Genomic DNA, 24,138 nt, shown 5'->3' with positions numbered 1-24,138 from the left:
TGTCGGCTGAGGCCACGGGGCGGTCGGCCACGCCGGACCCCGCCTGCTGGCTGCTCGCCCGCCTGCGCGGCACGGGTGCCGACGTTGGGACCGCGTGAGCGAGGGCCCGGTGCCCGAGGGATGACGCGAGCTGGGCCAGAAGGAGACCTCGATCCCTGATGCGTCGGCAACGGTCGGACGAACGAGTTCACCGGGTGCAACCCCGATAGGAGCGAGAGTGCGGGTGGACTCTCCCACTGTGGGAGGGCCCACCATGATGGCGTGCAAGACGAACTTCTCACCATCGGGCGCTTCGCCCGCCTGTGCCGACTCAGCGTCAAGCAGCTACGGCACTACGACGAGACGGGGCTATTGGCTCCGGCTCGCGTGGACGCCGGCTCCGGCTACCGCTATTACGCACCTGAACAAGCACGTGATGCCCTGACCATCGCCCTGCTCCGCGAGATGGATCTCCCTCTGGCTGTGATCGCCCAGGCACTGGATGCCGAGCCTGCACACAGGGCGCAGATCCTGCGCACTGAGCGGGACAGGGTGGCCGAGCGGATCAGCAGGGACCAGGCACGGCTTCAGATGCTCGACCGGCTGGCGGAGGGTGGCTTGCCCGGCTACGAGGTGACGATGAACCGCGAGCCGGAGCGACGGCTGGCAGTGGTGCGAGCGGTCTGCACCCCTGCGGAGATCGGGGAGAGGTTCGAGGAATGCGTAGGCCGGCTGCTGCCCGCGCTCGGCGAGGCGGGAATCGCATGGAAGCCGCCGCTGTGGGGCCTGTACCCACTGGATCTGGACGAGCGTATGGAGATCGCCGTCGGAGCGCAGGCGCCGCAGGCGCCGCAGGGGCAAGGGACACCCGGCCTGGAATTCGAGGTGCTGTCCGGCGGACTTGTCGCCGAGACCGCGCACATCGGGTCCTACGCCCAGCTTCCCCTGGCCTACAACGCTCTCTTCGCCGCCGTCCACGAGCGCGGACTGCGCCCGCAGGCACCCGTACGTGAGGCCTATCTCGTCGGACCGGCAGAGGCACCGCAAGAGGAACTGATGACCCGCCTGATCATCCCCGTCCAGGAGGGCATGGCATGACGACGGTATTGGACATCGACGCCCGCGGTAGGCAGCACTGCGAGACGACGGCTCTGGGGGTGCTGCTGCGGCACCAAGGACTCGATCTGTCCGAGCCCATGCTCTTCGGCCTCGGCTCCGGCCTGTCCTTCATCTACTGGGACAGCAAGAACATGGGCTTCCCCTTCCTCGGGGGACGTGTCAAGCCGTTCGACCTCACCAGAAACCTGGCCACGAGACTCAAGGTGGAGCTCCTGGTCCAGGAGACCACCTCGCCCCGCAGGGCGTGGGAGAACGTGGCGGCCCCCATCGACGCAGGTCGCCCCGTCGGGCTGCAGCTCGACAGCTACTACCTGGACTACTTCGGGTCGAAGGTGCACTTCGGCGGTCATGTCGTCGCCATGTACGGCTACGACGAACACGATGCCTACCTGGTGGACACCGACCAGCAAGGCGGAGCGGTGTCCACCAGCCTGACCAGTCTCGCCCAGGCCAGGGCCGCGCGCGGCCCGATGACCGCCAGACACCGGTCCTTCACCCTCACCGCTCCGAGGAACCTGCCCTCCCCACAGAGTCGGATCATTCCCGCCGTCACCGCCTGCGCCGACGCCTTCCTCGACCCGCCCATCGCCAACCTCGGCCACCGAGGCATCGAGAAGGCCGGCAAGCTGGTACGCACATGGCTCCAGCGCACCGACAACCCGGAGCGGGACCTGCCGCAGGCTGCCCGCCTGATGGAGAAGGCCGGCACCGGCGGCGCCCTGTTCCGTAACCTCTACCGAGACTTCCTCGCCGAATGCACCCAACTGCTCGACAGCAGCCGCCACCTGCACACCGGCCTTGCGCTGTACACGGAGGCAGCCACCCTGTGGACGGAAGCCGCAGCACTGATCAGAAAAGCCGGTGAATCGGGCGATGCGCAATGCCTCTCGCAGGCAGGCACCATCATCTGCGATCTTTCACGAGTGGAGCGCGAAGCCATGCAGGCGCTGAGCCGCCTGGGGAGTGATACCCCAAGCGCAATCCAGCCCTGACAGGGTGCGCCCTCCATCTTCGGTCCGTGCTGGCCGGATACACGCAGAGGGCGGTCTGGACGAGGTCCGTGATCCGGACAAAAAACCGAAACCTCTGGGAGAGATGGATTCCTTGGTCGAAAACCCATATTCCAGGTGCTTCACCCCTGTGTCAGGCCAACAGGCAAGCTACCGAAGCAGGTGGGCAGACCTCCTTGGGCACGGGGCCGGCACATGCGAAGCCTGGACACCATGGGGCACCCGGTGGTTCTGACCGGTCTACTGCTGCGTCCGTGGTGTCGACCGCTGAGCCGCCCCCGAACACCTGGGTGACGAAGTCGATGAAGGCTTTCGTGTCGTCGGTGACGACGCACGGCGCAACGGTCGTGTAAAGGCCGAGTCGTTGCGTTGAGGGTCTACGCTTTCACCGTTTCCCATACGTTCAATGGCCCGGCCTCCGGAGAGGAAGCCTCGGAGCGTTCCCGGATCCCGGATCGCTCCGGCTGTCTGCAGAAGGGACAATGCGATGGATCCTGATATGCGGACCAGGGCCGCACTTGAGGAACACTGGCGGGCATCGGAACGTGGCGATGCCGAAGCCGAGCACGCCATCTATGCTGCGGACGCGATTCTCGACTACCCCCAGTCAGGTGAAAGATTCCGGGGCCGTGCGGCGATTTCGGCGCAACGTGGCGGGCACCCCGCCAGTCGCCACTTCACCGTCCACCGGATTGTCGGCAGTGGGGATCTGTGGGTGAGCGAGTGTGTCATCACGTACGACGGTGTGCCCACCTACTCAGTGAGCATCATGGAATTCACCCACGGGCACGTGGTGCACGAGACGCAGTACTTCGCGGACGCTTTCGGTGCGCCTGAATGGCGGACAACACTCGCGGAGCCGATGCCGGGCAGGAGGATCGCCAGGGCCTGACCCGGGGCCAAAGGCTGTCCCATAACTGGTCGATGCGTCGACGTGGCTTCGCGGCAACGCCGGGCTGCTCCTGACGTCATCGCCCTCGGCCCCGCTCGGCTGTTACAAGACAGCGACACAGACCCGATGAACGTCTGCCCCCGCTGTGCCGTCGTTTCTAGTGACTACGCCAATCGGCACGTAGGTGCCCTATGGCGCGAAAGGCTGTTCTCATCATAGAAAGGGGCAGAACTGTGATGGTCTCGAAGCGGCGCTCCCTGCGCACAGCTGTCGTCGGTGTCCTCGGCGCGGCCTCCCTCGCCCTCGCGGGCACCGCGATGGCAGTAACCCCGGCCGCACACAACGCAACCCCGGTCGCCGTCGCCCGGAAGGCCGTGCCCGCCGGGGCCGGCATCACGGCCAAGCCGTCGGTGTCCTCCGTCCGCGCCTGGCAGCTGTTCCGGGTCACGGGCCAGACCACCGGCCTCAAGGCGGGCAGCAAGGTGACCCTCCAGCAGAAGCAGCACGGCAAGTGGGTCAGCCTGCCCGCGTCCACGAGCATTTCGCGGGACGGCTCCTACTCGCTCGGCGTCAAGCTCGGACTGAAGGGCAAGAACGACCTGCGCATCGTCAGCGGCGCCACGGCCTCGCCGATCTTCAACGTGACGGTCCGCTGAGAACCGCTCCCACCACGGCAGGGGTGCGCTGCCGGCGCCGGGGTTGTCTCATCTGCCCCGGTGTCCGCACCGGGCGCGGGGCGTCGGGCACATCGCCGACGCCCCGCTGAGTCATCGGTTCCGACCCGCGCACGTGGGGTGGGACCGAAGGGAGTGGTTCTGAACGGTCCGCCGGCCACCGGCTCGTGCGCGCACGCTGCCGCGGTCGTTGTTGTGGGGTCTTCGTGGGTGAAGGCAGCGGGGACGTGACGAGGCCCTTCCCCCGGCGGGGGAAGGGCCTCGCGAGCGAGCGCTGGGCAGGCCTTGCACCTGCATTTCCCCGCAGGAAGCGGGGTGTCTTTCCTTGGACCACCAACGCAGCGTCAGTCGCCGTGAGTTGCGGCGAACTTCCAAGATCAATCATAGCGCATGCGGGAGTCAGTCGGCCGTTGCCGTCACGGAGGCGGTTGGGCGGCAGACCTGCCTCCCCCGCCGAGGTCGAGGATCGCGCCGTCCCGGGCCGCTGGGAAAGCGACCTCGTGATGGGCGTGCGTTCCTCGGCTCAGCGCGGCGCGTCGGCGGCCGAATGCCTCCCGATCGCACCGAGAGGCGCACTCGTACCCACCGCCCAGCGCGGCATCGAGGCCCGACGACGGACCGGTGTCTCGACTGATCACGCGTTCTCCGAACGAGTGGGAGACCATCGGACGGGATCGAGCGGAGCCCTTGGTTGACCTTCACCTTGGGGGAGCCCACAGCATCAATGAGGCCGGGCGACGTGCCCGGCATGGGAGGAACGAGCATGGGGCTGCTGACCATCGGGACGTTCGCGAAGGCGTCCCGGCTGTCGCCGAAGGCGCTGCGTCTCTACGACGAGCTCGGCCTGTTGACCCCCGCTCGCGTCGACCCGGTGACCGGCTACCGCCTCTACGCCCCGGAGCAACTGGACCGGGCCCGACTGGTCGCCTGGCTCCGACGCCTGGGGATGCCTCTCGCCCGGATCCAGGAGGTCTGCACGCTGGAGGCAGGCCAGGCGTCCCAGGAGATCCGCGCGTTCTGGGCCCAGGTCGAAGCCGACACTGCCGCACGGCGGGACCTCGCCACCCTCCTCATCGACCACCTGTCCCAGAAGGACCCCGCCATGTCCCCTACCGCCACGCCGCTCGAAATCCGTTACGCCGCCCTGTCCGACACAGGCCTTGTCCGCAAGAGCAACCAGGACACCGCCTACGCCGGGCCCCGCCTGCTCGCTGTCGCCGACGGCTACGGCAGCCAGGGAGCCCCCGCGAGCGCGGCCGCCGTAGCCGCACTCAAGCACCTCGAAACCGGCAGTATCCCGGCGGGCAATCTCCTCAACGTCCTTGAAGACGCGATCGAACAGGCCAAACAGGCCGTCCACGGGGCCGCCGGGGGCGGTTCTTCCCCCGAGGAGGCCGGCACGACACTCACCGCGATGTTCTGGACCGGATCGCAATTGGCCCTCGTCCACATCGGCGATTCCCGCGGCTACCTGCTGCGCGACGGAGAGCTGTTCCAGATCACCCACGACCACACCATGGTGCAGTCGATGGTCGACGAAGGGCGCCTCAGCCCGGAAGAAGCCGCCTCCCACCCTCAGCGGTCGCTGCTGATACGAGCTCTGAGCCAAGGAGCCGACGCCATTGCCGACATGCGCCTCCACGACGCACAGCAGGGAGACCGATACCTGCTCTGCTCCGACGGTCTGTCCACCGCCGTGTCGACCGGGGAGACCCGCCGGGTGCTCTCGGAGATCGGTGAGCCCGAGCAGGCGGTCCGCGAACTCATAGCCCTGGCCAACGGATCCGGCGGCCCCGACAACGTCAGCTGTGTGGTCGCCGACGTCATGGAGCTTCAGCAGTAGGAGCGAGCGACATGCACCAGATCCGCTCTCAGGAACTCATCCGCGAGGCCGAAAAGTACCGGCTCGCCCAACAAGTCGGGCGACCCGAACCGGCTCCCCGAGCCATGGCAGCCAGTACGTTGCGACAGGCTCCACGGCGCCTGTCGGCCCGGCTGCGCGGGTGAACCATCTGGCTGTCCACGGTTGAGCGGGACATCAACCGCCAACTCGTTCCGCTCAACCGTAGGCACAGGTCACCGCCCCACCCTGCCCGAAGACGCCAGAGACAGGACAGCCGCAGGTGGCAAACGATTGCCCGACTGTGGCTGGAGGGACGGAGTGGGCGGCTGGCGTCCTCGTTCGGTCGATCGGCGCAGCGTCGAGCACACGTGCGAGGATCGCGCCGTGAACGATCTGCACTTCCGCCTCGCCGACGAAGCCGACCTCGCCACCCTCGTTCGCCTGCGCGACGATGCTGCCCGCTGGATGATCGCCCAGGGCAATACCGGCCAGTGGCAACCCGGTGAGCTGGACGAGGACCACTTCCGCCGGCTCATGGCGATTGGCGAGGTCTGGCTCGCCGAGGCCGAGGGGCGTACGGCCGGGGCCTGGGAACTGTGGTGGGCGGACGGGGAGGCCTGGGGACCGCAGCCGCCAGTGGCCGGCTATGTGCACCGGCTGATGGTGGACCGCAGCACTGCCCGGCCGGGAACGGGGCGGCTGCTGCTGCGAGCCGCGGAGCACCGCGTGGCCGTTGCGGGGCGGGAGTACGTACGTCTGGACTGCCTGGCCGGCAACGTGCGCCTGAACACGTACTACTTGGACGACGGCTACCGGCTCGTCGGCCACAAGGCGGGCAAGTCGCAGCCGGGCGGTGCACCCAAGTCGTTCACGCTCCTTGAGAAGACCCTGCGGGTCGGCCACCAGGGCTGAGCGACCTCGGCCAGGACTGCGAGCCCGCTGAGGACGACCATGGCGCATTGGGAGGCCACCCCCCATAGGCCGTGCCACTCGCGGCGTCGGTCGTCGGCTGCACACCGTTGCGACGCGCTGACCAGTGCTCCGGGCGGTGCTCATGGCCGGCTGTCGGGCAGAGTCACAGGGCGACGGCGTTGGTGAGGCACTCGGCGTGGGGGAGCCGTGCTCCGGGACGTCGCTCAGGGGCTGGAACGGGGGGCCTGCGGCTGACGCGGCCTGCTGCGGATCTCCTGCGAGTTACGCAGAGACCGCGGTTGCGGCTGTCCCGCGCAAAGACGCTGTCACTCCCTTTTGGCTTTCGTCAACTCCTCTTCTTCGGCCCTCCGGCACCGGACCCGCATGCCCAGACCCACAACGGCCCGCCCGCAGGGCGTCGCGACCTCGGTCGGCTCTCCGGCAGGGCCCCGGCGCCGTTCGTCAGGTCGTCGGCCCTGTGCGGTGTCGCCGCACGTCCCGCACGAGCGCGTACAAAGTACTGAGGAAGATCACAGCTCCAGCCGCGATCCAGAGAGCCGATGCTCCGGAGCGGTGCCCACGAACTGCCCCGACGAGCAACAACATGTCGGCAAGGACGCCGCAGGCCGAGGTCGGAGCATCGATGCGGTTGGTCACGACTCAAGATCACTTCGATGTGCGGCAAGTGGCTCAGCATGAACGTTCTCCTGATCGACGAGAAACGGTGATCGCGGAGCGGCACCACACGGACATGCTGCGTGCGTTGGGAAATTGGGGGGTTCGAGCCTATTCCGTGCGACCTGCTGCACTATGCGCCGTTCGGCGGCTCATTCCACTGCGCGACACTCGATGTCCGGCGTCGCGGGACGCTCGAATCGTATTTGTGTGTCCGTGCTTGCCCGTGTGTCACGGTGTCAGTGAGAAGTAGCTCTCTTCTTCCTGGGCGAAGTGCAGTCGCAGGACGGTGTGCAACCCGTAGAGGCAGGAGCGCAAGTCGCCGAGTTGATCAGGTGTCAGGCCACCGTCGGTGTGGGCCAGGCGCAGGTGGGTGGCGATGCGTCGGGCCAGGCGTTCGATCTCGGTGTGGGCGCGGCTCATGGTGGCGGTGGCCTCGGGGCCGCCGAGCGTCGGGGCGAGTGCGGGGTAGAGCTGGTGTTCTTCGGCGTACTCGTGCGGAAGGAGTCGTTCGGTGAGCAGCCGGTGCGTCTCCTCGACGGCAGCCAGGGCCCTGCGGCCGGGGCTGTCGCAGAGACGGTCGGCGGCGTCGCGTACGGCGTCGAGGACATCCTGCAGGTCGTCGTGTTCGGCCGCGAAGCGGTGAACGAGCGCTTCAGCGGCCGGGGTGAGGGTCGGTCGCGTTGCCCGGTCAACGCGCAGGGCACGCAGGGCGTTGAGGATCACCGCGACGTCGATGCCCTCTTGGAGCAGGGCGCCGGCGGCGGGCGGGAGCAGGCCGGCGGCGGCTGCGACCATGGCGGCCAACGACATCAGCATGCCGCCCAGCGCACTCTGTACGGCGATGCGCCGGGCGCGTCCGGCGATCGCGACGGCGTCGGCAAGGCGGTCCATGCGGTCAGTGGTCAAGACGATGTCGGCGGCCTCGGACGAGGCGGTGGAGCCGCGGGCGCCCATGGCGACCCCGATGTCCGCTGCGGCGAGCGCGGGGGCGTCGTTGACCCCGTCGCCGACCATGACGGTGATGGCCCGGCCGCGTTCGGTGCGGACCGCGGCAACCTTGTCCGCGGGGTCGAGTTCGGCTCGTACGCCGTCGAGGCCGAGGACGGTGGCCACTTCGTGCGCCGGTTCGGCACGGTCGCCCGTGAGCATCATGATCCGCTCGATGCAAGCTGTGCGCAGGTGTCGCAGGGTTCTGGGCACATCCGGGCGGATGGGATCACGCAGGAGGACGGCGCCGACCAAACGCTCGTCGACGCTCAGCCAGGCGACGGCCGCGCCATCGAGCAGCGCGCGATTGTCCACGGCCCGGGCCCAGGCCGGGGGAGCATCTTGAGTATCGACACGGCCGACCGACAGCCGGTGCCCGTCCACGGTGCCCGAGGCGCCTCGGCCCGGCTCCTCCGTGACGTCCGAGGGCACCGACAGTTCCAGCCCGCGTTCCCGGGCGGCGTCGACGATGGCGTGGGCCAGCACATGCGGCGAGTAGTGGTCGACCGAGGCGGCGAGGCGCAGTATCTCTGCGGGCTTCCACCCCGGTGCGGCAGCGATGTCCAGAACGCGCGGACGGCCACCCGTGAGGGTTCCGGTCTTGTCGAGCAAGAGAGTGCGGGCGCGGCCGAGGTTCTCCAGCGCGCCGCCGTCGCGGATCACCACGCCGAGGCGGGAGGCACGGGACAGGCCGGAGACGATCGCGACCGGTGCGGCCAGCAGCAGGGGGCACGGAGTGGCGACCACCAGGACCGCGACTGCCCGGACCGCGGAGCCGCTCAGGAGCCAGGCCAGTCCGGCCACCGCGAGGGACAGAGGAAGGAACCAGGCCGCATACCGGTCGGCCAGGCGGATCACGGGGGCGGATTCCGCACCGGCCTGCTGTGCCAGCTTCACGATCTCGGCGTAGGTACTGTCCTGCTCGGTAGCGGTGGCCCGCAATTCGAAGGCACCGCCTGCGTTGACCACCCCGCTGCGCACTGATTCGTCCGGCGCCCGCTCGATATGGAGGGGTTCACCGGTGAGAGCCGACTCGTCAAGGACAGCGGCGTTCTCCAGGCGGCCGTCGACCGGGACCACTTCGCCCGGGCCCACCACGAGCAGGTCACCGACGCCCACTTCGGCCAGCTTCACGGTATGCACCCCGGCGTCGGTGAGTCGACGGGCCGTGCGGGGAGCGTGCTCCAGCAAGGCCCGCAGGTCGTGGGAGGCCCGCCGCTGAGCGGCGGATTCGAGCGTGCGACCGGTGGCAAGCATCAGGGCGATCAGGGAACCCGCCAGGTACTCGCGCACGGCCAGGGTGCCGCAGAGGGCCAGGACGGCGATCAGGTCCACGCCCGCCTGACCGCGGTGCAACGCAGCCAGAACCCACCCCACCGCTGGGACGATGGCGGATACGGTGCCCAGGCCCCAGAACAGGTCAGCCAGGCTGCCGGCGCCGACCACCCAGGCCACACCACCGGCCGTGAGGGCCGCTGCCGCAGTGGCCAGCAGCGCCGGTTCGAGCCCCGCGGGCAGGGCCGCTGCCAGCCGGCGAACCGGTCCTGTCCCGGCGGAATGCCCCATGGCTCACCCCTGCCGTTCCGAATTGATGGACTGAAGCCCCATGTCCTGCCTTTCGCACCCGTACCTGTCCACGACACACCGGCACCAGCACGCCACCAAGGGCGGCGGCCGCCGGCCAGGGCCGACCGGACGGTCCGCAGGTTGGGCGACGGAATGGGCATTGCCCACGGCCTGTCCGACGGAACTGGAACGCCCCAGAGCTTGGCCGGGTGGAGCCGCTGCGTCCGGAGAGCTCACGCGAGGTCCGCGCGCACCACCTTGCATCCGGCCGAACAACGACGCACGCGAAGCCCCCGCCGGTCCACCTCCAATCGTGCCCATCGACGCAGCTCTGCGCCAGCCAGACCTCATCGGGGAAGGCGGTCGACTCGTCGTCGGGCCGGTGGTGCTGGAGGCAGAAGAAAAGAACATGCCCATGAAGAAGCCGGTGGTGCGCAACGGCTACCACCGGCCCCGGAAGGTCACCACGGCGGCCTGCGTGATCGACGTGAAAGCGCCGCGGGCCGACGGCAAGCGCGTCGATGAGGACACCGGCGAGCGCAAGCGATTCTCTCCCGCGATCCCGTCGTGGTGCCGCAGCCCCCGAAGGTCAGCGAAGAGCTGCCCCTGCTCCACGGCCTGTCTTCGGCCGACTTCGTGGCCGCCCTGAGAAGCTCCTGGGCATTACGGCCGGCTTCCCCCGCCGACCACCGTCACTCGGCTCATCGCGCGGTGGCAGGCCGACCACAAGGCGTTCAGCGAGGGGAACCAGTCCAGGTCCGACTGCCGATTCCTGGGCCGGCCTGCTACACGACTGTGCCCCGCGCGGCATGCGCGCCCGGTCAGGGGCGAACGGCAGGCTGAGCGGTTCGTCCTTCCGATACTGCGGAGCAGGCGCCCGGCCCCGTGTCGGCGCCTACGGGAAGCTCCATGGACTCCGGGCCGGCGGCATCGCAGGCCCATGTGCCGTCGGCCGTCGGAGGTCACTTGCCGGGCGTCTTCTGGAGGGTGTGGGGCGGGACGATGTCGAGGACGGACATCATGCCCATGTCCTCGTGGTTGAGGATGTGGCAGTGCAGAACAGTCCTGCCGGTGAAGTCCCTGAAGTGGACGCGGATGACGATGGCGCCGCGCCTGGGCACGTTCACCGTGTCGTACACGCTGTGGGAGGGGTCCTCTGCCTTTCCGTCGGTGCTCATCAACTGGAAGTGGTCGGTGTGCAGATGGAAGCTGTGGTCCTCGTCGGAGTCGTTGCGGACGGTCCACTCCTCGACGGTGCCGAGGGTGGAGGTGAAGTCGGTCCGTTTCGGGTCGAACGTCCGGCCGTTGATGTAGAAGACGGTGCCCGCCGTGTTCTCCGTGTAGACCATCGTCTTGCGGGCCGCGATCTTCGCGTCGCTCAGGTCCTCCTGCGGGGCGAAGCGACTCGGGATCGTCGTCCGTGGCAGGGGAGTGCCGCCGGTGACGACGGTCGCGAGGTCGGCCTGGGGGAGCTGGTTGCCGGCCGGGCCCGTGTTGTAGGGCAGCGTCTCCAGCCGGTTGGTGCCGGGAGCACCGCCCTGGACCAGGACGTCGAAGCGTGCGGCGGCGGGGATGAGCAGCGTGTCCTTGGCGTAGATCCTGCCCACCGGAACGCCGTCCTGGGCGATCACATGGAAGCGGGCGCCCGGCAGGTGCAGCTTGTAGTAGATGTTGGCGCCGATGTTGGCCAGCCGCCACAACTGGGTCTCGCCCGGCCGGATGCGGATCACGGGGTTGTGCTGGCCGTTGACGGTGCGGTTGGTGGGCGCGCCGATGCTGAGGGGATGGGTCTTGATCGCGTCGCCCTCGACCTGGAAGTCCTTGAGCGCGATGGTGTGCTCGGTGATGTGGTGCAACGACGGCGGCAGATGCCGTCGCAGGCCGTCGACGACGATGATGCCCGACTCGCCCCCGGCGACCTGGGGGGCGGACAGCATGTCGGCGTGTGAGTGGTACCAGTAGGTGCCGGTGGGGTGATCGCGCGGGAGCTTGTACGTGTAGTGGTACGACTGCCCGTACTTGATGGAGATGAAGATGTTGTCGGCGGGGGAGCGTGGCGAGACCATGAGTCCGTGCGTGTGCAGGTTGGTGTGCTTGTCGGTCCTGTTGGTCATGGTCAGGTCGATGCGGTCACCCGGACGCACGCGCAACGTGGGCGGCATGTAGGCACCGTTGTAGGTCGTCGCGTACAACCGGTGGTCGCCGACCTGGACCTTGCGCCGCTCGACGACGATGGTCGCCTTGAGTACGCCGCCGTTGCTGACGAGCTCCGGTGGGTCCTGGAGCAGGGGCTCCGCGCTCCCTGAGGCGGGGTGGCCGTACTGCGTGGCGGGTCTGTATGCGGCGCGATAGAACTCCGTCGGTGTGTGCGCCACGCCGCCGGACAGCCCGGCCACGGCGAGCGCCAGGCCAATGGCCGTCAAGGTCGGAGGGAAACGGGTGTTGAGCCGGGTCACGTCACTCCCCAGGGGAACCGTGCGGCCGCGCGGGTGACGCTCGGCCGGGAACGAGTGTCGATACATGGACGGTCCGTGACCCGGATCGTATGCACGGTGGAGGCGGCGATGCCCCCGGTCGCACCCGGACGGTGACTCCGTTCACTTGAATGAACCCGGCAGCGGAGTTCACGCAGGAGCGGGGCTCGGTTCCGTGGGTAGCAAGGCGGAGGAGGGAGCCGCGACCGACGACAACGCGGCGAGGAACGGCTATGGGGCACGCGAGCCCGACATGATCCGAACGAGAGGCCCTGGTTAGACGTGGTAGGCCGCGGAGATCTGACCGACCAGGACGGCGAACGGCATGTCGAGGGCGGCGTAGAGGGCGCCGGCGTCGGGGGAGGCGTTGTCGGCCAAGGCCTCGACCATGAGGGTGGCGTAGTCGCTGACGATGACGCCCGCCTGCTGCATGCGCAGCAGTCCGGCCTCGCGCTTGGCCTGGCTGAACGTGCCGGAGGCGTCCACGACGACGTACGCGTCGTGCCCGGCGGCTGTCGCGGAGATCGCGGGCAGTGCGGCACACACTTCGAGCGACACCCCGGCGAAGATCAGCTTCTGTCGGCCGGTGGTCTCGATGGCTCCGCGGACCCGGTCGTCGTGCCAGGCGTTGACCGTGCTGCGGTCGATGATCTTCTGTCCGGGCGGCAGCACCTGAACCAGCTCGGCGGTGGTCGGCCCCCACATGCTGTCGGCCGCAGTGGTGGTGACAACGAGCGGGATGCCCAAAACGGTCGCCGCGCGTGCCAGCGCCACCACGTTGTGCTTCAGCTCGCCGAGGGGGATGTCCCGGACGCCGGACAGCAGGCCCACCTGGTGGTCCACCAGCACCACGGCGACGTTCTCGCGGGTGATCGGTTCCAGAAACTTGCTGCGCTCGCTCATGTTCCGCTCCTTTGGGGAGGTGAGTCGCAGCTTCACTGGTCACCAAACTCGACAGTCGAGTTTGGTGACTACTTTTGAAGCTATGCCTAGGCCTTCCGGAGTGCAAGCACCGAACGCGACGTCGCTCCGGGGGTGAGGTGACGATGTCCGAGCCCAGCGGGCGGTCGGTGACCGGGCATCAGACCATGGAACCGGATCTCGGCGTGCTCGCCCGCCCGGGTGCTCCTCTCCATTCAGTGTGAGCTGTTCACCGCGCTCGCCGGGCAGGGCTTCGACGACATCCCGCCCGTGCCGGTACCGTCCTCGCGCTCCTGCGTGCCGACGGCATCCGTGCCAGCGAACTCGCCCGCGCCTCCGGACAGCACAAGCAGGTCGTGCGCTCCCTCGTCGAGAAGACGCCGCTGACCTTCCGTACCTGGACGTGCGACTGCGGAACGACCCACGACCGGGACGTGAACGCAGCGAAGACGGAGACCTCCGGGCGGGCAGTCGGCGACGAAGGAGAAACCTCCACGGCGCGAGCCGTAGGAATCCCCTTCGCTCACGAGGGGGGAGGAAGTCAACTGACTAGAGAGCCGCCTTCTGGGGCTGTGTGGAGACCACGACGACCGTTGTTGTGTCGGCGGTGAGGGCCTGTGTGAACTCGCGTTCCAGGTCCTTGGTGGTGTCGACGTCGACGGCGCGGCAGCCGAAGCCGCGGGCCAGGGAGGCGATGTCGATGCCGGGCAGGTCGAGCCCCGGCACGCCGGGCGTCTCCTCCAGCTCTGCGAAGGATTTGAGGATGGAGTACTCGTTGTTGCGCATGACCACGTAGACGATCGGCAGCTTGTGCTGGGCAGCTGTCCAGATGGCCTGGACGGAGTACTGGAACGATCCGTCTCCGATGAGGCCGATGACGGGTCGGGAGACGCCTCTGTTCCGATCGGCCAAGGCGACCCCTACCGCAGCCGGCGTGCCCCAGCCGATGCCTCCGCTGGCTGTGGCGAAGAAGGATCCGGGTTTGACGGTCGGAAGCCACTCGATCTGCTGGGCCATGGTGGAGGTCGACTCGTTGACGATGACGGCGTCGAGAGGTCTGACCTTGCTGAGCGAGGCGTACACCTCCGGAGGGGTGAGCGGCCGGCTCGGTGCCGAGGGGAGCTTGCGGGGCCTTTCCATCGGCGTGGGGGCGCTGCGTGCGGACCCTTCGGTGACGAGTTCGAGGAGCTGGTCGATGGCAATCCTGGTGTCCCCCAGCAGGCTGTCGCCCATCCGTGCGGCCGCGGCCACTTCGGGGTTGCCCGTGATCTGCAGCAGACTCGTGCCGGCCGGGAGGTAGTCGCCGGGAACGTAGGGGTAGTACCGGAACACCTCGCCACCGATCACGACGACCAGGTCGTGTCCGGCCAGGCGGTCACTGATGGCCTTGATGGAGATTCCGAGCGGGCCGCGGAAGAGCGGATGGTCCTCGGGGAAGGAGGCGCGGTCCAGCAAAGGGGCCCCGTACACGGCTGCGCGCAGCTTTTCCGCCAAGGCGACCGCCGAGTCCCATCCGCCGCTGCGATCCACCTCCGGTCCGAAGACCAGGGCGGGCCGGCTGCAGGCCGAGATGCGATCGGCGAAGAGCCGCAGGCGCCGTTCGTCCGGGACCACCCGGTCGCTTACGGTACGCAGACGGGCAGGGCCGGCCAATGGCACCTTCCAGTCGTCGAGCGGAATCGAAAGGTGGACCGGCCCGGCCGGCGGCTGCAGGGCCATCGCATAGGCCCGCATGAAGGCATCCGGAACGTCTTCGGCGCGCGCGGGCTCGTAGGACCACTTCACCCACGGCTTGGGCATGGTGGTCGCTTCCCGGTTGCCCAGGTACGGATCGCCGATGACCATCTCGCGTGCTGCTGCCCGGACGTGACGATCAGGGGAGTGCTGCCGTGGTACGCAGTCACGAGATTGCCCAGGGAGTTGCCCAGTCCCGCCGAGGAGTGGACGTTGACCAGCGCCGGGCGCCGCGTGACCTGGGCGAAGGCATCGGCCATGGCGACGACCGAAGCTTCCTGAAGTGCCAGCACGTAGGTGAAGTCGTCGGGAAAATCCTGAAGGAATGGCTGCTCCGTCGAACCGGGGTTGCCGAAGACGGTGGTCAGTTCAAGGGAGCGCAGCAGATCGTAGGTCACACTGTGGACGGTTGATTGCGGAGCCACTGACACCACCAGTTCTCTGATCGTGATGCTGATGCTCACTGTGGCTGACGGCTGGAGTGCCGCGCTGGTGCGATGCCCGCGATACAGCACCTCGGGCCGGTCGTTCGACCCAGTATGCGCCGGATGGGCTCACCCTCCCGGGCGCCGTCGTCGTGGTCACCGCAAATTGCGCTGTTCGCGTGAGCTTCTCAGGGGCCCGACTCTCGCGCGTTCGCACCTCGTGCGACCGATCTGTGATTCCGTTCTCCGTCCCCCTGGTCACCGTCCGACTCCAACCCGGTGCGGTGCGTCGCCGAGCGGTCGCATCGCGCCGCATCCCGCTCCCTCCGAGGTGTGGTCATGCGACCGATAGCGTCTGCGTCATTCGGCACGCAGGCTGGGGGCATGGACACCATCGTGCTTGGAAACGCGGAGATCACTCGTGTGGTGGAGCTGCCGGCCAAGGGCCGCGCCCGCGACTACGTCTTCCCCGACGTGCCCGTCGAGCACTGGCAGGCACACGAGAACTGGCTCGCCCCCACCTTCCTGGACCCGGCCGCCGACGAGGTCCACTTGATGATCCAGACCTGGCTGATCCGCAGCGAGGGCCGGACGATCCTGATCGACACCGGCATCGGCAACGACCGGGAGCGACCGGCCATGCCGTCCTTCGACCATCTGAAGACCCACTACCTCGGTGAGCTGGCCGCGGCAGGCATCCGCCCGCAGGACGTCGACACGGTGATCTGCACCCATGTCCACGGCGACCACGTCGGCTGGAACACCCGCCTGACGGACGACGGAGAGTGGCGACCGACCTTCCCCCACGCCCAGTACGTCATCTCGCGCGCCGACTTCGACTACTGGAACCCGGCCAACGGGCACCGGACCCGCTCCGGCCCACAGATGGCCAACGTCTTCGAGGACAGCGTCGCCCCCGTGCACCAGGCCGGACAGACCGTGCTGTGGGAGGGCGACCACCACGACATCGACGCCCAGCTCCGTATCGAGCCCGCTCCCGGCCATACGCCCGGCTCCAGCGTAGTACGGCTGCGGTCGGGCACGGACCGGGCGGTGTTCGTCGGGGACCTGCTGCACAGCCCACTGCAGATCGTGGAGCCGGACGACTGCCCCGGCTTCGACGAGGACGAAGCTCGCGCACGGGGCAGCCGGCGCCGGGTGCTGGGGGAGGCCGCGGACCGGGGCGCCCTGCTGTTCCCCGCGCACCTGCCCGGGCCGGGCGCAGCCCAAGTACGTCGCGTCGGGGACCGGTTTGCGGTGAAGGAATGGGCGGCATGGAGATGAGGGCATGCTCGCGGTGCTTGGCCCTGTGGGCCTCGTTCCTGACGCCGAGTGCTTCCCCCACATCACCCTGTAGGGCAGCTTGACGAGCCTCGCTCCGCGAGCGTGACCTTCCGGCCGGTCCGTGCCGCCTCTCGGACCTGGTCAACGGTCAACAACCACGGAGGACAAGGCTGTAGCTCTGTCGCGCCAGACGCGAACCGATCCAGCGGGTGGAGGACGCGGCCGAGCGCGACCCCCTCTTCGCCGAGGCCCTGCGGCAGGCCGTGGCTCAGGTGCAGGCCCTCTCTCGTGCTGCCGGCCCCGAAGGCGGCAGGAACGTGGTGAGTGAGAACACGTTCATCGGGCCGACCGCGGTACAGACCGGCGACCATGACCGACAGGACGATCGTTTCGGGCCCCGACGACCACTCCGACCCCCGGCGGCCAGGGGACCGGCGGTACATCGGGCCATGTCTTCAACGCTGCATGTGCCTGGATGGTCGGCGACCACAACATCCAGAACAACTACTTCACCTTGCCCGTTCTGTGGCGCGCGGCGCCCGGCAGGGAGTTCGGCGACCATCTCCACCTGTCGGGGGACCCTGTTGAGGGAAGTGCTGCATCTCGGCTCCTTCGCTCGCGCCAGTGGACAGCGTCAGATCCCGTTCGACGCGCCGCAAGGAGGTCTGGTCGGATGCAGGCCGCAGCGCGTAGAAGCCGCGCGACGGTCGGCCGACAACTCACCAGCCGACTGGTGCCGAAGTGGTCCCGGCGCCCCCGCAGGACGCGCGGACGACCAGGGTGGGCCACAACTGCACGCGGTGTACGGGGCGTTCGGTCGGGTCGGCCATGCGCGCCAGGGCCATTTCGGCTGCGACCGAGCCGAGCCGGTGCTTGGGTGGGCGCACGGCAGTCAACGGGGGGGTCGGATGCCGCGGCGACTTCGTCGTCGTACGAGACGACGGCCAGGTCGTCGGGGACGGCGAGCCCTCGGTCGCGGGCGCGCTCCGTCAGGCCGATGGCTTCTCTGTCGGAGTGCACGAACAGTGCCGTGACCCCTGCGTCGTGGCAGCGGCGCGGTACGGCGTCGTACGCGTCGGCCCAGCCGGGCGACCCGTACGCGGGTACGTCGAATTCGAGGTCTTCACGGCCGGACAGGCCGAGAGAGACGACGGTCTCCCGCCACCCTTCGAGCAGGGCCTGGGCCGTGGGGCTGAAACGGGCGGTGATGAAGGCGATCCGGTGGTGGCCGATGCGACAAGGTGCCGTACCGCCTGGCCTGCCCCCAGGTTGTGCGCGGTGGTCACCGCGTCGAGCGGCAGCGTGGGCAGTGCCGGTGGCGGAAGACGCTCGACCAGCAGGACCGGGACGGTGAGGCTGCCGAGCCAGCGCAGGAGCTCCAGACCGGCCTCTCCAGTGGTGGTGGGGGCGATCAGCAAGGTACGTGCCCCGCGGTTGAGGAGCGCGGAGACCTGGCGTCGATCCTCCGCGGCGTCGTAGGCGGAACCGCGGAGCACGAGCCTTCCGCCCGCGGCGGCCACGGCCGACTGGGCGCCCTGGATGACGGGCGGCCAGTAGAACTCGACTGTGGGGACCACCATGCCCACCAGGACCTGACCGGGCAGCCGCCCGAAGGGCGAGGAGGCAGTGAGGGCACGCTGCTCGGGCGGATGACCACGGTGGGGCTGGGTGACCCCGCCGTGCACGCGCTGCACCAGGCCCCGGTCGGCCAGGATCGTGACATCCCGCCGGACGGTCACCGCGGTCACGCCGAGCCGTGGACAGCCGGGACGGAAAGATCGTCGTCACCTCGGCCTTCGGCTTCGTCGCGGAGATCGACCCGGGTGCGGGCACCTCGGCGGTCACCGACCTGGGGGAAGCGGGCGCCCCCCGGACCCCGCAGCTGGCCATGGGCCTCGCCGCGGGCGACGGCTACGTGTACGTCGGCGGTACAGGCACTCTCGCCCGTCACTCACTGCGCTCCGGCGACGTCGTCAACCTTCGCGCACCCGGCGAGGCCAAGGACTGCGTCGTCCACGGCGGAGCCCTGTACACCGGCCAGTACAACTCGCTGGGCATCTGGCGCCACGACCCCGACCACGACGAGCAGATGCGTCAGGTGGCCGGTTTCCTTCACGAGCAGAACCGGCCCCTGGACGTGACCCTCGACCGGACGAACGGCCTCGTGCTCGTCGGCGTGCAGTCCGACACAGAGGGCGGCGGTTCACTGTGGACGTACCACCCGAGCACAGGCCGGTCCCGGTGCTTCGTCGATCCTGTCGACGCGATGCAGTGCGTCCGCGGCATCGCGAGCCAGGACGGCGTGGCGTACCTCGGCGGTGACAACACCCTCGCCACCGGCCCGCGCAGCACCGTGGTGGCGTTCGATCCCGTCCGCGGCAAGGAACTCTGGTGCATCGACCCGCAGCAGACAGCAGGCACAGCGGCTCTGGCGATCAGAGGACGAGACCTCTACGGCCTGTCACGCAAGGGTGGCCTCTTCGTCATCGATCTTCACCGGCGCACCCTCGTGCACCGGGCGGACGTCAGAGAGGTCTGCAACGGGTTCGCCGCCATGGTGACCAACCGCGGTGTGGTGTACGGAGTCTCCGACACGACCGTGTTCCGCTTCGATCCCCCGCACTTTCGCCGTCAGCACCGTCGTCCCCGCGGTCAACGGCGGCTGGTACAGCGGCTCCCACCTCACCAATGACGAGGCCGGCCATCTCTACACCATGCGCGGCCGCAACTTGATCCGGATCACCGACAGGCCCGGCCGGTGACCGTACGACCCGATGGAGAACGACTACAGGAAGGGACGCGGAAATGCACAGGGAGGCAATGGTTTGGGCCTCGACCGCCCTTGCCCTGGCCGGGACTCTCAGCGTGGTGGACCCGAACGGCGCCGAGGCAGGTCAGGACAGGCCGAGCCGATCCGCGGTGCAGCAGCCCCGGAGCAGCACGCATTCCGCGCTGCTCGACATCGACTACGAGGACGGCAGCCTCAACTCGGGAATCCCCGCACTGACGACGACGCACGCCACCGCGCAGGACGCCTCGTCCGTCGTCAAGTCCGGGGACGACTACGCCATCACGCACAAGGTGACGCTCGGGGACTCCGGCTACGAGTCCGACGGAGCCCCACGCAGCGAGAGCGCCACGAACAACGTCCCCCAGGGGGCATTCCATGTGGGCGACGTGCGCCGGTACCGGTTCAGCGTCCTCCTGAAGGACTGGAAGACCTACGAGCCGGGGGACTCGGAGAGCGGCGACATCATCTTCCAGGGGAAGCACGCCGGCGGGAACCGGCCGTCCTTCTACCTGATGGCCAAGCGCAACAGCATCGCGTTCCGGTCACCCACGCTCGAACTGCACGCCGATGTGGTCGACGACTTCCGCCCGTACGTCAATCAGTGGATGACGTTCCGCGTGGACGTCCGCTGGACGGACGACAAGACCGGCTCCTACAAGATCTCCACCCGTATGCCCGGCGAATCGGACTTCGCCCTGCGGAAGACGTACGAGAACGTGCAGACCTTCCACCCCGAGAACCCCACGGGCTTCGGCTACATCAAGTGGGGCCTCTACCGGCCCAGCCAGAGCATCGAGAACGGAGATGTTCCGACGCGGGTCGTGCAGCACGACGACGTCAGTGTTCAGGATCTCGCGGGCGAGTGAGCCCGAAGGGGCGGGTGTCGGGCCCGCCCCGGCGTCTCCCCGCTGCTCATCTCGTCCTGCACGAGGTCCGTTCCGGTGACCACCGGAACGGACCGTACGTCCTGAGCCGGCCAGTCGCATTCGTGCGTCCGCCCGACCAGGTGTCCGGCCAGTCCGAGCCCGGCCACGATGCCGGTCGCGGCCGGGAGCAGGCAAACGATGCGCGCGGCTTCCGGTACGCGGTCGAGGAGTTGCCGGAGTCTTCCGTTCTGGCCGTCGATGTCAGCAACTGGCTGCGGCCGGAGGCCGGCACCAGCCTGAACCGGTGCGGCGGGGCGGTTCGGCGTTGGGGGTCAGGCCAGCAGCCACACCGCCGTGTCCTGCGGGAGGCGGCCCCGGTCGTCCAGGGGGCCGCTGGCGAGCAGGACGTCCGTGTGGGCCGGGAGCTCCGCGGGCTCCGCGGCGAGGTTGACGACGCAGGTCAGGCTACGACCCCGGCCGAAGGCGATGACCCCCGGCGTGGACGGCAGCCAGGTCAGCGACTCGTCCCCGAAGCCGGGGACGGTACGTCGCAGCCGCAGCGCCTCGCGGTACAGCGTCAGCATCGAGGCGCGGTCGGTGCTCTGCCGGTCGGCGGCGTAGGACGGCCAGTCCTCCGGCTGCGGCAGCCAGGGTTCGCCCCGCGAGCCGAAACCGCTGTGCGGCGCATCGGCGACCCACGGGAGCGGCACTCTGCAGCCGTCGCGTCCCGGGTCGGTGCCACCGGAGCGGAAGTGCATCGGATCCTGGATGCGATCCAGGGGCACATCGGCCTCGGGCAGGCCCAGTTCCTCGCCCTGGTACACGTAGACGGCGCCGGGGAGCGCCAGGGTCAACAGGGCGGCGGCCCGGGCGCGCCGCGTACCGAGGTCCAGGTCCGTGGGTGTCCCGAAGGCCTTCTCGGCGAAGTCGAATCCGGTGTCCTCGCGGCCGTACCGTGTCACGGTCCGGGTCACGTCGTGGTTGCACAGGACCCAGGTCGCGGGGGCGCCGACCGGGGCGTGCTCGGCCAGGGTGTTGTCGATGGTGCGCCGCAGGCGGTCCGGCTGCCATGGGCAGGCGAGGAAGTTGAAGTTGAAGGCGGTGTGCAGTTCGTCGGGACGGAGGTAGCGGGCGAAGCGCTCGGAATCGGGCAGCCAGACCTCGCCGACGTAGATCCCCTGGTACTCGTCGGCTATGGCGCGCCAGGACCGGTAGATGTCGTGGAGTTCGTCCTGGTCGATGTAGGGGTGGGGGTCGACGCCTTCGACGAAGTCGGCGAGTTCCGGGTCCTTGGCGAGCAGTGCCGCGGAGTCGATCCGTACGCCCGCGACGCCCCGCTCGAACCAGAAGCGCAGTATCTGTTCGTGTTCTTGACGGACCGTCGGGTGGGCCCAGTTGAGGTCGGGCTGCTCGGGGGCGAAGAGGTGGAGGTACCACTCACCGTCGGGCACGCGGGTCCAGGTGCGTCCGGAGAACTGGGAGGGCCAGTCGTTGGGCGGGAGTTCGCCGTTCTCACCCCGGCCGGGCCGGAAGTGGAACAGCTCGCGCTCGGGGCTGCCGGGCCCGGCGTCCAGGGCCGCCCGGAACCAGACGTGCTGATCGGACACGTGGTTGGGGACGATGTCGACGATTGCCCGGAGGCCGGACTCGCGGGCTTCCGCGATGAGTTTCTCCGCCTCGGCGAGTGTTCCGAAGGCAGGGTCGATGGCGCGGTAGTCGGCGACGTCGTAGCCGCCGTCGACGAGTGGTGAGACGTACCAGGGCGTGAACCACAGGGCGTTGACGCCGAGTTCGACGAGGTAGGGCAGTCTCGCCCGGATGCCCGCGAGGTCCCCGGTGCCGTCGCCGTCGCCGTCGGCGAAGCTGCGTGGGTACACCTGGTAGATGACGGCGCTGCGCCACCAGTCGTCGGTGTGTTCCGAGTGAGGGGCTGCCACGTGAGGGTCCTTTCGGGCAGGGGGGTTCTCCACCGCCGGCCCGGACAGCGGGGCGCCGGGGAACGGGCCGGCGGCGGAGGCTTCATGGAGATGCGAGAAGGGTGGGACGTGTGCGGGGCGGGAATGCTCGGTGCGGGTGCGCGCGGGCTGTCAGCCCTTGAGACCACCGGCGGTGAGGCCGCTCATGATGTTGCGCTGGAAGATCAGGAAGATGAGCAGCGTCGGCAGGGACGCGATCGTGAGCGCGGCGATCAGCACGTTCTCGGGGACGCCGTTGGAGAGCGAGTAGATGCCGACGTTGAGTGTCTGCATGGCCGGGTCGGGCAGGGTGAGCATCGGCCAGAGGAAGTCCTTCCAGACCCCGACCACGGCGAAGATGGAGACGACGCCCAGGATCGGCCGTGAGATGGGCAGCACGATCGACCACAGTGTGCGCATCGGTGAGGCTCCGTCGATGGAGGCGGCGTCCAGCAGTTCCTTCGGGATGGAGTCGAAGAATCTCTTCAGCAGGAAGATGTTGAAGGCGTTCGTCACCGAGGGCAGCCAGATCACCCAGGGGGAGTTCAGCAGATTGCGCTCCACGAACGGCACGTCCAGGACCGTGAGGTACTGCGGAACGACAAGCACGGTCGCCGGGATCATCAGGGTGGCGAGCATCATGCCGAGGATCGCCTTGCCGAAGAGTGGCCGCAGCTTGGAGAGCGAATAGGCGGCCGCCACGTCGAAGATCAGCTGGAAGGCCAGGGCGCCGAAGGCGTAGTACAGCGTGTTGAAGAGGAGCCGGGAGAGGTCCATCACCTCCCAGGCACGGGAGTAGTTCCCGGACTCCAAGGACCCGGGGACGAGGGTCGGCGGTATCTGGACGGCTTCCTGAGTGGACTTGAGGCCGCTCGACGCCATCCAGTAGAGCGGTCCGAGAAACACGAGAGTGAACAGACCGACGACGAGGACGAAGGTCACCCAGTAGGCGATCCTGCCCCGGGGCCTGGCCAGTTGGGCCGGTGAGATGAGTGTGCGTGTGGACATCCGTCGTATCCCCCGGTCCTACTCGTCCTCGGCGCGGCTGAGCTTCACGTACGCCGCCGAGACACCGGCGAGCAGTACGAGGAGGACCAGGCCGAGCGCCGCCGCGGCGCCGTAGTTGTTGAAGTTGAAGGCGTATTGGTAGATGAGGTAGACGACGGTGGTGGTCGATCCCTCGGGGCCCGCGCCGCCGGTGAGCAGGAACGGTTCGACGAACACCTGCATGGTCGCGATGACCTGCATGAGCAGCAGGAGCGAGAGGATGAGCCGGGTCTGCGGGATGGTGATGTGCCAGATCTTGCGGAACAGACCGGCGCCGTCCAGTTCCGCGGCCTCGTACAGCTCGCCGGGGATTCCTTGCAGTGCGGCGAGGTAGATCAGGGTCGCGCCGCCCATGTTCATCCACGTCGCCGCGATGACCACGGAGAGCATGGAGGTGTCCGGGTCCTGGAGCCATTGTTGCGCGGGCAGACCGAAGAAGCCGAGGATCTCGTTGAGCAGGCCGTACCCCGGGTCGTAGAGGTACTTGAAGAGCAGTACGGAGGCGACCGGCGGCAGCATGACCGGCAGGTAGACCAGCAGACGCAGATACCCCCGCGCGTGCCGGAACTCGTTGAGGACGACCGCGACGACGAACGGGACGGCGAAGCCGAGGACAAGTGCGAGCAGGGTGAACAGCAGTGTGTTGCGCCAGGCCTGCCAGAAGGCCGGGTCGTGGTAGACGGTGCTCAGATTGGCGAGGCCGACCCATGTGGTCCGCCCGCTCTCGGTCTTCTGGAAGGCGAGCAGGAACTCCCTCACCATCGGGTACCAGGAGAACAGCGAGAAGCAGATCACGGCACCGATCAGGAAGCCGTGGGCCGTGAGATTGCGACGCAGGTGCTTGGCGAAGGTCCCGCCGGAAGGCCCTGGCCCGCGACCGTGGTGCCGGGAGCGGTGGGGCTTGTTCGCCATGTTCGTGGTGGAGATGGTGGGGGCCGACATCTGTCGCCTCCTCGGTGCGGATGTGCCGGAGTGCGGTCG

General features: G+C 68.6%; 18 protein-coding genes and 5 pseudogenes. 12 read left to right on the top strand and 11 right to left on the bottom strand.

The features are described from left to right. The first annotated feature begins 261 nt into the window (after positions 1 to 261). Together ACIOHC_RS38095 and ACIOHC_RS38090 are read left to right on the top strand one after the other, a co-directional pair. On the top strand, positions 262 to 1,077 hold the full coding sequence (locus ACIOHC_RS38095) for a MerR family transcriptional regulator (protein WP_401846145.1): 816 nt from the start codon (positions 262 to 264) through the stop codon (positions 1,075 to 1,077). Beyond that, positions 1,074 to 2,090: a BtrH N-terminal domain-containing protein gene (locus ACIOHC_RS38090; protein WP_365690342.1), complete on the top strand. Its 1,017-nt coding sequence runs from the start codon at positions 1,074 to 1,076 to the stop codon at positions 2,088 to 2,090. Before ACIOHC_RS38095 ends, ACIOHC_RS38090 begins: the two co-directional genes overlap by 4 nt. A 289-nt stretch (positions 2,091 to 2,379) precedes the next feature. On the opposite strand, the pseudogene ACIOHC_RS38085 reads toward ACIOHC_RS38090, so the two are convergent. Then, a pseudogene (locus ACIOHC_RS38085) lies at positions 2,380 to 2,460 on the bottom strand (VOC family protein); the annotation flags it as partial. A gap of 135 nt (positions 2,461 to 2,595) precedes the next feature. On the opposite strand from ACIOHC_RS38085, the gene ACIOHC_RS38080 reads away from it, so the two are divergent. The 5 genes and pseudogenes from ACIOHC_RS38080 to ACIOHC_RS38060 all read left to right on the top strand — a co-directional run. Further along, positions 2,596 to 3,000, top strand: a complete 405-nt coding sequence (locus tag ACIOHC_RS38080) for a nuclear transport factor 2 family protein (protein ID WP_401846142.1) — start codon at positions 2,596 to 2,598, stop codon at positions 2,998 to 3,000. A 236-nt stretch (positions 3,001 to 3,236) separates the two neighbouring features. Next, positions 3,237 to 3,656: a hypothetical protein gene (locus ACIOHC_RS38075; RefSeq protein WP_351078709.1), complete on the top strand. Its 420-nt coding sequence runs from the start codon at positions 3,237 to 3,239 to the stop codon at positions 3,654 to 3,656. A gap of 781 nt (positions 3,657 to 4,437) precedes the next feature. Then, a complete protein-coding gene (locus ACIOHC_RS38070) occupies positions 4,438 to 5,517 on the top strand; it encodes a protein phosphatase 2C domain-containing protein (RefSeq protein WP_401846140.1) in 1,080 nt (359 codons plus the stop codon). A gap of 384 nt (positions 5,518 to 5,901) precedes the next feature. Beyond that, positions 5,902 to 6,429, top strand: a complete 528-nt coding sequence (locus ACIOHC_RS38065) for a GNAT family N-acetyltransferase (RefSeq protein ID WP_401846139.1) — start codon at positions 5,902 to 5,904, stop codon at positions 6,427 to 6,429. A 659-nt stretch (positions 6,430 to 7,088) separates the two neighbouring features. Further along, positions 7,089 to 7,310 (top strand): annotated as a pseudogene (locus ACIOHC_RS38060) (amidinotransferase); the annotation flags it as partial. Between the two features lie 25 nt (positions 7,311 to 7,335). On the opposite strand, the gene ACIOHC_RS38055 reads toward ACIOHC_RS38060, so the two are convergent. Continuing rightward, entirely contained in the window at positions 7,336 to 9,660 is a 2,325-nt protein-coding gene (locus ACIOHC_RS38055; protein WP_401846137.1) for a heavy metal translocating P-type ATPase, read from the bottom strand. A gap of 313 nt (positions 9,661 to 9,973) precedes the next feature. Between ACIOHC_RS38055 and ACIOHC_RS38050 the strand changes: the two genes are divergently transcribed. Further along, positions 9,974 to 10,309, top strand: a complete 336-nt coding sequence (locus ACIOHC_RS38050; RefSeq protein ID WP_351078718.1) for a hypothetical protein — start codon at positions 9,974 to 9,976, stop codon at positions 10,307 to 10,309. 313 nt (positions 10,310 to 10,622) lie between these two features. On the opposite strand, the gene ACIOHC_RS38045 is transcribed toward ACIOHC_RS38050, so the two are convergent. Both ACIOHC_RS38045 and ACIOHC_RS38040 read right to left on the bottom strand, forming a co-directional pair. Further along, positions 10,623 to 12,083, bottom strand: a complete 1,461-nt coding sequence (locus ACIOHC_RS38045; protein ID WP_365690346.1) for a multicopper oxidase family protein — start codon at positions 12,081 to 12,083, stop codon at positions 10,623 to 10,625. Between the two features lie 327 nt (positions 12,084 to 12,410). After that, on the bottom strand, positions 12,411 to 13,037 hold the full coding sequence (locus ACIOHC_RS38040; RefSeq protein ID WP_351078723.1) for an isochorismatase family protein: 627 nt from the start codon (positions 13,035 to 13,037) through the stop codon (positions 12,411 to 12,413). A 380-nt stretch (positions 13,038 to 13,417) separates the two neighbouring features. On the opposite strand from ACIOHC_RS38040, the pseudogene ACIOHC_RS38035 reads away from it, so the two are divergent. Continuing rightward, positions 13,418 to 13,565: pseudogene (locus ACIOHC_RS38035) on the top strand (RNA-guided endonuclease TnpB family protein); the annotation flags it as partial. 39 nt (positions 13,566 to 13,604) lie between these two features. Here ACIOHC_RS38035 and ACIOHC_RS38030 read toward each other — a convergent pair. After that, positions 13,605 to 14,855 (bottom strand): thiamine pyrophosphate-dependent enzyme, encoded by a 1,251-nt coding sequence (locus ACIOHC_RS38030; RefSeq protein ID WP_401846134.1) that lies wholly within the window; start codon positions 14,853 to 14,855, stop codon positions 13,605 to 13,607. Continuing rightward, positions 14,837 to 15,253, bottom strand: coding sequence for a thiamine pyrophosphate-binding protein (locus ACIOHC_RS38025; protein ID WP_401846132.1), 417 nt, complete (start codon positions 15,251 to 15,253; stop codon positions 14,837 to 14,839). Before ACIOHC_RS38025 ends, ACIOHC_RS38030 begins: the two co-directional genes overlap by 19 nt. A gap of 345 nt (positions 15,254 to 15,598) precedes the next feature. On the opposite strand from ACIOHC_RS38025, the gene ACIOHC_RS38020 reads away from it, so the two are divergent. Next, positions 15,599 to 16,498 carry an MBL fold metallo-hydrolase gene (locus tag ACIOHC_RS38020; protein ID WP_389637755.1) on the top strand — a complete coding sequence of 300 codons (900 nt, stop codon included), beginning with the start codon at positions 15,599 to 15,601 and terminating at the stop codon, positions 16,496 to 16,498. Between the two features lie 719 nt (positions 16,499 to 17,217). Here ACIOHC_RS38020 and ACIOHC_RS38015 read toward each other — a convergent pair. Next, positions 17,218 to 17,403: pseudogene (locus ACIOHC_RS38015) on the bottom strand (substrate-binding domain-containing protein); the annotation flags it as partial. Positions 17,404 to 17,476: 73 nt separating this feature from the next. Beyond that, positions 17,477 to 17,674 (bottom strand): annotated as a pseudogene (locus ACIOHC_RS38010) (LacI family transcriptional regulator); the annotation flags it as partial. A gap of 580 nt (positions 17,675 to 18,254) precedes the next feature. Between ACIOHC_RS38010 and ACIOHC_RS38005 the strand changes: the two are divergent. Together ACIOHC_RS38005 and ACIOHC_RS38000 are read left to right on the top strand one after the other, a co-directional pair. After that, complete coding sequence (locus tag ACIOHC_RS38005; protein WP_389637757.1) at positions 18,255 to 19,190, top strand: PQQ-binding-like beta-propeller repeat protein; 936 nt, start codon at positions 18,255 to 18,257, stop codon at positions 19,188 to 19,190. 128 nt (positions 19,191 to 19,318) lie between these two features. Continuing rightward, on the top strand, positions 19,319 to 20,155 hold the full coding sequence (locus tag ACIOHC_RS38000) for a heparin lyase I family protein (protein WP_389637758.1): 837 nt from the start codon (positions 19,319 to 19,321) through the stop codon (positions 20,153 to 20,155). Positions 20,156 to 20,487: 332 nt separating this feature from the next. On the opposite strand, the gene ACIOHC_RS37995 is transcribed toward ACIOHC_RS38000, so the two are convergent. The 3 genes from ACIOHC_RS37995 to ACIOHC_RS37985 all read right to left on the bottom strand — a co-directional run bounded on the left by ACIOHC_RS37995 (position 20,488) and on the right by ACIOHC_RS37985 (position 24,099). Beyond that, entirely contained in the window at positions 20,488 to 22,092 is a 1,605-nt protein-coding gene (locus ACIOHC_RS37995) for a glycoside hydrolase family 13 protein (RefSeq protein ID WP_401846128.1), read from the bottom strand. 150 nt (positions 22,093 to 22,242) lie between these two features. Next, positions 22,243 to 23,118 carry a carbohydrate ABC transporter permease gene (locus ACIOHC_RS37990; protein WP_351078739.1) on the bottom strand — a complete coding sequence of 292 codons (876 nt, stop codon included), beginning with the start codon at positions 23,116 to 23,118 and terminating at the stop codon, positions 22,243 to 22,245. A gap of 18 nt (positions 23,119 to 23,136) precedes the next feature. Next, positions 23,137 to 24,099 carry a sugar ABC transporter permease gene (locus ACIOHC_RS37985; RefSeq protein WP_351078742.1) on the bottom strand — a complete coding sequence of 321 codons (963 nt, stop codon included), beginning with the start codon at positions 24,097 to 24,099 and terminating at the stop codon, positions 23,137 to 23,139. Between the last annotated feature and the right edge of the window lie 39 nt (positions 24,100 to 24,138).

Source organism: Streptomyces sp. NPDC088252, from assembly GCF_044740965.1.
Lineage (GTDB): Bacteria > Actinomycetota > Actinomycetes > Streptomycetales > Streptomycetaceae > Streptomyces.
This window is presented reverse-complemented; position numbering and strand designations above follow the sequence as displayed.

Bases quoted from the DNA above. Each gene is read 5' to 3' on its own strand.
- ACIOHC_RS38090 (WP_365690342.1), top strand. From the start codon at position 1,074: ATGACGACGGTATTGGACATCGACGCCCGCGGTAGGCAGCACTGCGAG.
- ACIOHC_RS38080 (WP_401846142.1), top strand. From the start codon at position 2,596: ATGGATCCTGATATGCGGACCAGGGCCGCACTTGAGGAACACTGGCGG.
- ACIOHC_RS38075 (WP_351078709.1), top strand. From the start codon at position 3,237: ATGGTCTCGAAGCGGCGCTCCCTGCGCACAGCTGTCGTCGGTGTCCTC.
- ACIOHC_RS38070 (WP_401846140.1), top strand. From the start codon at position 4,438: ATGGGGCTGCTGACCATCGGGACGTTCGCGAAGGCGTCCCGGCTGTCG.
- ACIOHC_RS38055 (WP_401846137.1), bottom strand. From the start codon at position 9,660: ATGGGGCATTCCGCCGGGACAGGACCGGTTCGCCGGCTGGCAGCGGCC.
- ACIOHC_RS38040 (WP_351078723.1), bottom strand. From the start codon at position 13,037: ATGAGCGAGCGCAGCAAGTTTCTGGAACCGATCACCCGCGAGAACGTC.
- ACIOHC_RS38030 (WP_401846134.1), bottom strand. From the start codon at position 14,855: ATGCCCAAGCCGTGGGTGAAGTGGTCCTACGAGCCCGCGCGCGCCGAA.
- ACIOHC_RS38020 (WP_389637755.1), top strand. From the start codon at position 15,599: ATGGACACCATCGTGCTTGGAAACGCGGAGATCACTCGTGTGGTGGAG.
- ACIOHC_RS38000 (WP_389637758.1), top strand. From the start codon at position 19,319: ATGGTTTGGGCCTCGACCGCCCTTGCCCTGGCCGGGACTCTCAGCGTG.
- ACIOHC_RS37990 (WP_351078739.1), bottom strand. From the start codon at position 23,118: ATGTCCACACGCACACTCATCTCACCGGCCCAACTGGCCAGGCCCCGG.
- ACIOHC_RS37985 (WP_351078742.1), bottom strand. From the start codon at position 24,099: ATGTCGGCCCCCACCATCTCCACCACGAACATGGCGAACAAGCCCCAC.